We start from the raw sequence: 9,325 nt of genomic DNA on the forward strand, positions 1-9,325 counted from the left end.
CCCGTCCATATGTCGGCACCATTGATATGAGGTCTATATGAGCATTATCGCCAAGCCTGAAACCGCCAGTGCAGACGAAATCATCGCGGAAGCAGAACGGGCGCTTGCTGATATTGCACGGGTCCGGGAAAGCGTCGGCACGGTTATTTTCGGGCAGGAAAGCGTGATTGAGCGCACGCTCACGGCACTTCTTGCCGGTGGTCATGCGCTTCTGGTTGGCGTGCCGGGGCTTGCCAAGACCAAGCTTGTCGAAACGCTTGGCACCGTGCTTGGCCTTTCCGGCCAGCGCATCCAGTTCACGCCGGATCTGATGCCCTCCGACATTATCGGCTCGGAAGTGATGGAACAGGATGCCGAGGGCAGACGTTCTTTCCGCTATATCAAGGGGCCGGTTTTTGCCCAGCTGCTCATGGCTGATGAAATCAACCGCGCCTCGCCGCGCACCCAGTCGGCCCTGCTGCAGGCCATGCAGGAATATCACGTCACGGTCGCAGGCCAGCGTTATGACCTGCCCACGCCGTTCCATGTACTAGCCACCCAGAACCCGCTTGAACAGGAAGGCACCTATCCTCTACCGGAAGCCCAGCTTGACCGTTTCCTGATGCAGATCGACATTCTCTATCCCGATCTTGAGGCCGAACGGCGCATTCTGTTTGCCACCACCGGCATTGCCGAGGCCAAGCCACAGACAATCCTTTCTGCCGAACGGCTGAAGGAAATGCAGATGCTGGTGCGCCGCATGCCGGTTGCGGAAAATGTGGTGGAGGCAATCCTGAAACTGGTGCGCTCTGCCCGTCCCGATGCAGACAATGAGGAAGCGCGCAAGCACATTGCCTGGGGCCCCGGCCCGCGTGCAAGCCAGGCCTTGATGCTGTGCGTGCGTGCGCGCGCCCTTTATGAAGGCCGCCTTGCCCCTTCCGTCGATGATGTCAGAGCGCTGGCCGAGCCGGTACTGCAGCACCGCATGGCGCTGAATTTTGCTGCGCGCGCTGATGGCATTCATGTGCGCGATGTGATCGCCAATCTGGTCAAGGCTGCAATCTGATGGTCATTGGCACCAAGGTTTCCCGCGCAGACATCAGGGATTCGCTTGCGCGCGCGCATGAACGCGCCGCAGCCCTGCCCGATCTGCTGGTCGAAGCCCAGCGCATTGCCAATACCGTCATCAGCGGCTGGCATGGACGGCGCAAGAGCGGCACCGGCGACAATTTCTGGGAATTCCGGCCCTATGTGAATGGCGAATCCCTCGCACGCATCGACTGGCGGCGCTCCGCGCGCGACGACCATACCTATGTGCGCGACCGCGAATGGGAATCCGCCCATACAGTCTGGCTGTGGAGCGATGCCTCGCCCTCGATGTTCTACCGCTCGACACGCGCGCCCCTCTCCAAGGAAGCGCGTGCGCTGGTTCTGATGCTGGCCATGGCGGAAATCCTGTCACGGTCTGGCGAACGCATTGCCTTTCCGCAAGTGATGCGCCCTGTCTGCGCCCGCAATGGTGCCGAGCGTCTTGCAACCCAATTGCTGCACAATGCGCCCGATGTGACGCTGCCCGATCTTTCGGATGTGCAACGTTTTTCCGAAGTGGTGCTGTTTTCCGATTTCCTGCACCCACTGGATGAACTGACTGCTTTCCTTGACCGGCTGGCGCGGCGCGGCGTACGCGCACATTTGGTGGAAATTGCCGATCCGGCGGAAGAAACCTTTCCCTATACGGGCAGGGTCGAATTCCGAGACCCGGAAAGCGGCACAATCCTGGTTGCAGGCCGCGCGGAAACCTATGCGGATGAGTATCGCCGTCTTTATCTGGCGCGCCGCGACTCACTTGCCGATTATTGCACCCGTCTTGGCTGGACGTTCACCATCCACCGTACTGACAGGCCGGCAGCCTCCTGCCTTGCGCGCCTTCATGCAGCCTTGAGCCTTGGCATGTCCGGAGGTGCATGGCGATGAGCTTCCTTCCGCTTGCCTTCGGCTCTCCGCTTGTCCTGCTTGGCCTTTTGGCCTTGCCGGTGATCTGGCTCTTGCTGCGCATGACGCCGCCGCGCCCGCAGGTAGAAGCCTTTCCGCCCCTTAGCATTCTGGCTCAAGTCTTCAAACGCGATGAAGTGCCATCGAAAAGCCCGTGGTGGATGACACTGCTGCGTCTTCTCATTGCCGCCCTGGCTATTCTCGCGCTTGCCGCGCCAGTATGGAAGCCGCGTCCTGTGGCCCTGAACACAGATGCGCCGCTTGCCATCGTCATCGACAATGGCTGGGCGTCAGCGGAAAACTGGCAGCAGCGCGTGGATGCGGCACAAGAACTGATTGCCGATGCGGGCAACGCCAATATGCCGGTTTATATTGTCGGCACGGCCGAACCCGCCAATGAACAGATCGGCCCCTTTGACGGCAAACAGGCCACTGAGAGCCTGGGACGGCTTCAACCGCGCCCGCTTGTTCCTGACCGCAAGGCTGCGCTTGCACTGCTGAGCTCTGAACTTGGCGAGGATAACAAGGTCCGTCTTGCCATGCTGAGTGATGGCCTTGCCACGCCGGATGATCGCGCAGCCTTTGACGCGCTGGAGCGGAATGGCAATCTGGCCTCGGTACTCTGGTATCATGCCGATCTCGACACCGTTGTGGCGCTGACACACATTGAAATCAAGGCCGACAGCCTTGAGGCAACCGCCATCCGTCCAACCGGCATTGCCAATATGCGCAGCCTCACCGCCGCAGCCTATGACGACAAGGGCCGGCGCATTGGTGAGGCAGCGCTGGATTTTTCACCGGGCAGCACACAGGCGACAGCCCAATTCAAACTGCCGGTCGAATTGCGCAATGATTTCCGCGTGATCCGCATTGATGGCGCGCATCAGGCGGCTGCCACCCATCTTCTCGACAGCGGATCGGAACGGCGCAGCGTCGCCCTCATCGCGCTCGGAAATGATGATCTGGTGCAGCCACTGCTCACCCCGCTGCACTATATCCGGCGTGCGCTCTCCCCCTATGCCAATCTGATCGAGCCGCGCGCCACCAATCTGCCGGAAGCTGTTCAGGAAATGCTGGATGCCAGACCGTCCGTTCTGATCATGGCTGATATTGGCACCATTCCCGCGCCTGTCCTGAAACGACTTGCACAATGGGTCGAACAGGGCGGCACACTGGTGCGATTTGCCGGCCCGCGCCTGATTGGCGCCAATGAGGAGGATACCCTGCTTCCCGTGCGCCTGCGCAAGGGTGAGCGCGCCCTGGGCGGCACCCTGTCGTGGTCAGAGCCGCAACATCTTGCCACCTTTGAGGACAATGGGCCCTTCGCCGGCCTGAACGTCCCGGAGGATGTCCTTGTCAAGCGCCAGGTCCTGGCCGAGCCATCCTTTGACCTGAATGACAAGACCTATGCCACGCTGCAGGACGGCACGCCTCTGGTGACAGGCGAAAGGCGTGGCCTTGGCCATCTGGTCCTGTTTCATGTCTCCCCCGATGCAAGCTGGTCAAATCTACCGATTTCCGGCACCTTCGTTGAAATGTTGCGCCGGATCCTCACCCTGTCGCGTCAGTCGGTGGATGGCAAGCTCAAGAATACCGTTTCCCTGCCGGCCTTCCAGCTTTTGTCAGCCTCTGGCGATCTTGTTCTGCCATCCTCCGATGCCAAGCCGCTGATCGTGGATCACAACAATCCCCCCACGGCAAGCCTCAACACGCCCCCCGGTTTTTATGGCAATGAGGACGGGCTCAAGGCGCTCAACCTGTTCAGCCAACCCTCCGTCTCATTACAGCCATTGCAACAGCCCGATTTTTCCGTCGGCGTGACCAGGGTTTCCTATGGACGCGATCAGTCCATTCGTCTCGCCGGCTGGTTCCTTGCCCTTGCCGCGGCCCTGCTTGCGCTCGACACATTGCTGATGCTCTGGCTGCGTGGCGCATTCCGCCGCCAGCTCAGGACCCGTGCAGGCATCATTGCGCTGGCGCTCGTTCTTGCAGGCGCCATGCCACTTGCGCCGCATAAGGCTGAAGCCCAGGAAAGCCACCAAAACTTCAACGACAGCAGGCCCGGTGACGAGACGATCATCAATGCCGTCTCCCAGACCCATCTTGCCTATATCATCACCGGCAATGCCGAAACCGATAATATCAGCAAGGCCGGACTGCGGGGCTTAAGTCTTGCGTTGAGCGAAAAGACCGCACTGGAACCGGGCGAGCCGATCGGCGTTGACCCGGAAAAGGACGAGCTTTCCTTCTATCCGCTGATCTACTGGCCGATCGATCCGCAAGCCCCGATGCCGAGTGCGGAAGCGATCGCCAAAGTTGACGCCTATATGCAGCATGGCGGCACGGTGCTGTTTGATACACGCGATCAGTTGCAGGCAGGCGCCAGCCTTGACGGCAATACAACCCCTGCCAATCAGCGCCTGCGCGCCATTCTCGATGGCATGAATGTGCCACCTCTGGAACCCGTGCCGGATGATCACGTGCTGACCAAATCCTTCTTCATCATGCCTTCCTTCCCCGGCCGCTATGAAGGAAGTCCTCTCTGGGTCGAGGCCAGCCAGCCCAATGACGCGCCGCGCGACCGGCCAGTGCGCACCGGCGACGGTGTCTCGCCAATCATGATCACCGCCAATGATTTTGCCGGTGCATGGGCTGTTGATGAGGCAGGCAATCCGCTTCTGCCCACCGTGCCCAATGATCCGATGCAGCGCATCCATGCCATCCGCGGCGGCGTGAACATTGTGATGTATATGCTCACCGGCAATTACAAATCCGATCAGGTGCATGTGCCGGATCTGTTGCAGCGGCTTGGCAATTAGGGCAGTTCCAGGAAAGTGGACCCATTTTCCGGACGGAACTGCAAAGAACGAATGTTGGAGCAATTCAGGATTTGCGTGAAAATCTGAATTGCTCAAGGGAGACGAGATGAACATCACCTTCGAACCTCTTCTGCCCTTGCCGTGGCTGCTTGCCATTCTGATTCCGCTTGGGATTCTGGTTGTCGCCACCATTTTGCTGCGCCTGCGCGGCGGCCTCATCCGCGCGCTGGCAGCCCTGTTTCTGGCGCTTGCCTGTTTCAATCCCGTTCTCGTCAATGAACAGCGCGAGCCACTGACCAGCATTGTTGCCATTGTGGTTGACCGCAGCCAGAGCCAGACACTTGGCGACCGCAGGGCCGACACCGATCAGGCACTCAAGGCCGTACAGGAAAAACTGGCCCAATTGCCGCAATTTGAAACCCGCATCATCGAGGCCGGCGAACCGGACGCCAATGACAATGGCCTTGAAACCCGCCTGTTCGGGCCGCTTGCGCGCGCATTGCTTGACGTGCCGCCCTCACGCATTGGCGGGGCGATCCTGATTACCGATGGACAGGTGCATGACATTCCGGCCAACACGGCAGCGCTTAGCTTCAACGCCCCCGTCCATGCCCTGATCACCGGCACGCCGGACGAGTTTGACCGTCGCATCCATTTCAACAAGGCACCGCGCTATGGCATCAGCGGCAAGCCGCTGGAGATGTCGTTCACGGTCGTTGATGAAGGCAAAGCGCTTGGCAGCCCTGCCTCGGTCGAGATTCGTGTCAATGGCGAGACGGTTGCCAGCGTAGAGGCTATCGTCGGCCAGGAAACGACATTCACGATCGATCTGCCGCGCGCTGGTGTCAACATTGTTGAGCTTGCCATGCCCGCCATACCGGGCGAAGCAAGCAGCAGCAACAATCACGCCATCGCGACAGTTGATGGTGTGCGCGAAAATCTGCGCGTGCTGCTTGTTTCTGGCGAGCCGCATAATGGCGAACGCACATGGCGCAATCTGCTGAAATCTGATGCTGCCGTTGACCTCGTCCATTTCACCATTTTGCGCCCACCAGAAAAATTCGACGGCACACCAATCAATGAACTGTCGCTCATCGTTTTCCCGACAAAGGAGCTCTTTGTCGACAAGGTCAACGAATTCGACCTGATCATCCTTGACCGCTATCAGCACAGGGATGTGCTGCCGCTGCTCTATTATGACTATATCGCCCAATATGTGGAAAATGGCGGCGCATTGTTGATTGCCGCAGGCCCGGAATATGCCGGCGACATGTCCATCGCCCGCACGCCGCTTTACAGCGTCCTGCCAGCCATGCCGACCGGATCGGTCACGGAAAAAGCCTTTTATCCGCGGCTGACCGAGGTGGGCAAACGCCATCCGGTGACGCGCGATCTGGAAGGCTCTGACAGGGAACCACCACTATGGAGCCGCTGGTTCCGCAGCATCGACATTACCATGCCGCAGGGCGAAGTGGTGATGAATGCTGCCGACGACAAGCCGCTTCTGGTGCTGAGCCGCGTCGGCAAGGGCCGCGTCGGCATGCTGATGTCGGATCAGGGCTGGCTCTGGGCGCGTGGATTTGAAGGCGGCGGCCCCTATGCCGCACTTTACCGCCGGCTTGCCCATTGGCTGATGAAGGAACCCGAACTGGAAGAAGAGGCGCTCAATGCCACCGGCGATGGTCGCAGCCTTGTCATCAAACGCCAGACCATGGGCGACAAGCCGGGCATGGCCATTGTCACGACACCATCCGGCAAGGAATTGCAGGTCGCATTGGAGCGCACGCAGCCGGGACTGTTTGAAGCAAGGATCACGCCGGATGAGATGGGCATCTTCCGGATCAGGAATGGTGACTACGAAACGCTGGCGCATGTCGGACCGGTCAATGCGCCCGAATTGACCGACTCAATTTCAACCCTTAAGCCTCTTATGCCTATCGCCACTGCCACCGGCGGATCGGTCAGCAGGCTGCATGCCCATGCCGACAGCCCGTTGCAGATGCCGACCATCACGGCCGTTGCCGCTGGCCGCACTGCAAGCGGCAATGGCTGGATCGGCCTGCAGGAAACCGCCGACACGCGGCTGAAAACCGTGGAGCGCCTGCCGCTTTTCACCGGGTTCTTCGCCTTGGCAGCCTTGCTCCTGCTGTTTGGAACTATGTGGTATCGGGAAGGACGTTAGAGCAATCCAGATTGCTGAATTGCTCTCACATATTGTTTTCGCAGTTCCGGGCGGGAAACGGTGCCCACTTTTCCTGGAACTGCAACTTGTCCTTTGCGCAGTTCCGGACGGAAAACCGGTTCCCACTTTTCCTGGAACTGCTAGCCGCGATTGATGTGGCGGACGACGCCATGCACGCCCTTGAGCCCACCTTCAACCAGCTCGCAGGCCAGCAACCGCCGTGGGTCCACCGGCGCCGGCATGATCATGGTGCCGGGCTGCACCATCCGAAAGCCGAACTGTTCATAATAGGCAGCATCGCCAACCAGAACGACCAGCTTGTGCCCGGCCTTTCTGGCCGCTTCCAGCGACATGCGCATCAGTTTCGAGCCGATGCCATGCTTTTTCCATTCAGGCCGAACGGCAAGCGGACCAAGCAGAAGCGCTGGCGTGTCGCCAACCTTGATCTGCGTCAGCCGTACCGAGCCAATGACAACGCCCCCCATGGCCGCAACAAATGACAGGGACAGATCATGCGATCCGCCTTCACGGATCAGCGAGGCCGCACGGGTGAACCGTCCGGGCCCGAATGCTTCGGCATTGATGGCTTCGATTTGCGTGTCGTGCGCAGGCTGTTCCGGCGCGAAGGTCAGTTCAAGCTGTTGCATGGCAGTAATCAGGATTGGAAGGAAATGACGGCACCCACGTCAGTGACTGAAGGCCAATGGAATGCATTCTGCGTCAAACGCAGATCTCTCATCGTCGGATGAAATGCATTCCCGTCATTCCGCTCTCCCCGAGCACCTAGCCAGACCATCGCGATTGCGATGGCCGGTTGCGTAGCATCAAATCCTGCAAAGGTAAACATCACTTCCGTTTTGATAAGTGTATTTGCGCAAATTGGTAAGAAAAAAATGCAGCTAAATCGGATTTTCCTTTAAGTTTTGGTGATCAATATGTCTTATGCCTTGCCATTTTGGCAAAACAGAAATCCGGCATCCGGAGATATCCGGCATCATCCCGAACACCAAAGGCGGGCATGACCGTCAAATTGCGTCTTTTCTGCAACAGTTGGCGCCAACTTATCCAATCGCAAGCGCTTGCCGCATGCAGATTGATTTCAATCAATGGCGGCGCGCTGCAGTCCCTTCAGATTGCGCAATCATCACATGCATCAAGGAGAGATTTGATGAAGCGCTTCGCCAAGGGAATTTTGGCAGGTTTCGCACTGGTCATGGCTGGCTCAACCGCAATGGCAGCAGATGCCGTCGTCGCTGAATCAGTACCTGTTGCTGAAGCAGTACCAGCAGCTCTTTCGCCATGGCAGATCCGTCTGCGCGCATTGAGCGTCATTCCGATGAATTCCGGCTATGTCAACGGTGTTGCAGGTTCCGATCTGGACTATTCCAAGACGATCACGCCTGAACTGGACATCACCTATTACTTCACCGACAATTTTGCCGCTGAACTGATCCTCGGCACGACCTATTCCAACATCAACGGTGCAGGCTCGATCGAAGGTCTGGGCAAGGTCGGCAAGGTCTGGATCCTGCCGCCAACGCTGACGGCGCAGTATCACTTCACCAATTTTGGTGCCTTCAAGCCTTATGTCGGTGCCGGTATCAACTACACGGTCTTCTATAACCAGAAAGCTGATGCTGCTGATGACCTGAAGGTCAAGAACACCTTTGGCGGCGCGCTACAGGTCGGCTTTGACTACATGATCAACGAACATTGGGGTGTCAACTTCGACGTCAAGAAGCTGTTCCTTGAGCCAAAATTCGACGTAACGGTCGGCGGCGAAAAGATGAGCGGCAAGGCCAAGATCAATCCTTGGCTGATCGGTACGGGTATCACCTACCGCTTCTAATCGGGATCAGGGAGGCTTTCCGCCTCCCTTTCTCATCTGCCTCTACCACAGGGGCAGCGGATCCAGTCCCTGCAGTGCCTCCTGCAGACGCCGCTTGGTAGATGGTGTTGTGCCATCCGGCAGATCATCCAGCGGGAAAAAGCCCGTTTCCGCCAGTTCATAATCGGGTATACGCGGGGCTGTCTGTTCAAACTGCCGGCAGACATAAAGCGCCACATGATCACGCGGTGATGCATGGGCATTCTTGTAAATGGCAAACAATTGCGGCCGCCCGGTCAGGCGGATATTGCCCTCCTCGCGTAATTCCTTTACCAGCGCTTCCTCGCAAGTCTCGCCGCGCTCAACTCCACCGCCCGGCAACTGCCAGCCTGGAACATAGGTATGGCGCACCAGAAAAACCGAATTCCTGCCCTCATCATAAACGATGGCACGCACACCTAGAGCATTTCACTTTTTGATGGAACCATATCCAGCACTGGCGAAGTAGTTTAAGCATTCGCCAGG

6 protein-coding genes and 1 pseudogene are annotated in these 9,325 nt (G+C 58.5%); 5 read left to right on the top strand and 2 right to left on the bottom strand.

Going from position 1 to position 9,325, the window contains the following annotated elements; genetic code table 11:
• Positions 1-37: 37 nt before the first annotated feature.
• The 4 genes from ACFO1V_RS06600 (at position 38) to ACFO1V_RS06615 (ending at position 6,972) form a co-directional block, all read left to right on the top strand.
• Positions 38-1,045, top strand: coding sequence for an AAA family ATPase (locus ACFO1V_RS06600; RefSeq protein ID WP_374832849.1), 1,008 nt, complete (start codon positions 38-40; stop codon positions 1,043-1,045).
• Positions 1,045-1,953 carry a DUF58 domain-containing protein gene (locus tag ACFO1V_RS06605; RefSeq protein ID WP_374832847.1) on the top strand — a complete coding sequence of 303 codons (909 nt, stop codon included), beginning with the start codon at positions 1,045-1,047 and terminating at the stop codon, positions 1,951-1,953. Before ACFO1V_RS06600 ends, ACFO1V_RS06605 begins: the two co-directional genes overlap by 1 nt.
• Positions 1,950-4,790 (top strand): DUF4159 domain-containing protein, encoded by a 2,841-nt coding sequence (locus ACFO1V_RS06610; RefSeq protein WP_374832845.1) that lies wholly within the window; start codon positions 1,950-1,952, stop codon positions 4,788-4,790. Before ACFO1V_RS06605 ends, ACFO1V_RS06610 begins: the two co-directional genes overlap by 4 nt.
• Before the next feature lie 106 nt (positions 4,791-4,896).
• Positions 4,897-6,972: a hypothetical protein gene (locus ACFO1V_RS06615; RefSeq protein ID WP_374832843.1), complete on the top strand. Its 2,076-nt coding sequence runs from the start codon at positions 4,897-4,899 to the stop codon at positions 6,970-6,972.
• A gap of 140 nt (positions 6,973-7,112) precedes the next feature.
• On the opposite strand, the gene ACFO1V_RS06620 is transcribed toward ACFO1V_RS06615, so the two are convergent.
• Positions 7,113-7,619: a GNAT family N-acetyltransferase gene (locus ACFO1V_RS06620; protein WP_374832841.1), complete on the bottom strand. Its 507-nt coding sequence runs from the start codon at positions 7,617-7,619 to the stop codon at positions 7,113-7,115.
• A 521-nt stretch (positions 7,620-8,140) separates the two neighbouring features.
• On the opposite strand from ACFO1V_RS06620, the gene ACFO1V_RS06625 reads away from it, so the two are divergent.
• Positions 8,141-8,821: an OmpW/AlkL family protein gene (locus ACFO1V_RS06625; protein ID WP_374832839.1), complete on the top strand. Its 681-nt coding sequence runs from the start codon at positions 8,141-8,143 to the stop codon at positions 8,819-8,821.
• Positions 8,822-8,863: 42 nt separating this feature from the next.
• Here ACFO1V_RS06625 and ACFO1V_RS06630 read toward each other — a convergent pair.
• A pseudogene (locus tag ACFO1V_RS06630) lies at positions 8,864-9,262 on the bottom strand (NUDIX domain-containing protein); the annotation flags it as partial.
• Positions 9,263-9,325: the final 63 nt, after the last annotated feature.

It is taken from the genome of Daeguia caeni (genome assembly GCF_042653845.1).
Taxonomy (GTDB): domain Bacteria; phylum Pseudomonadota; class Alphaproteobacteria; order Rhizobiales; family Rhizobiaceae; genus Brucella; species Brucella caeni.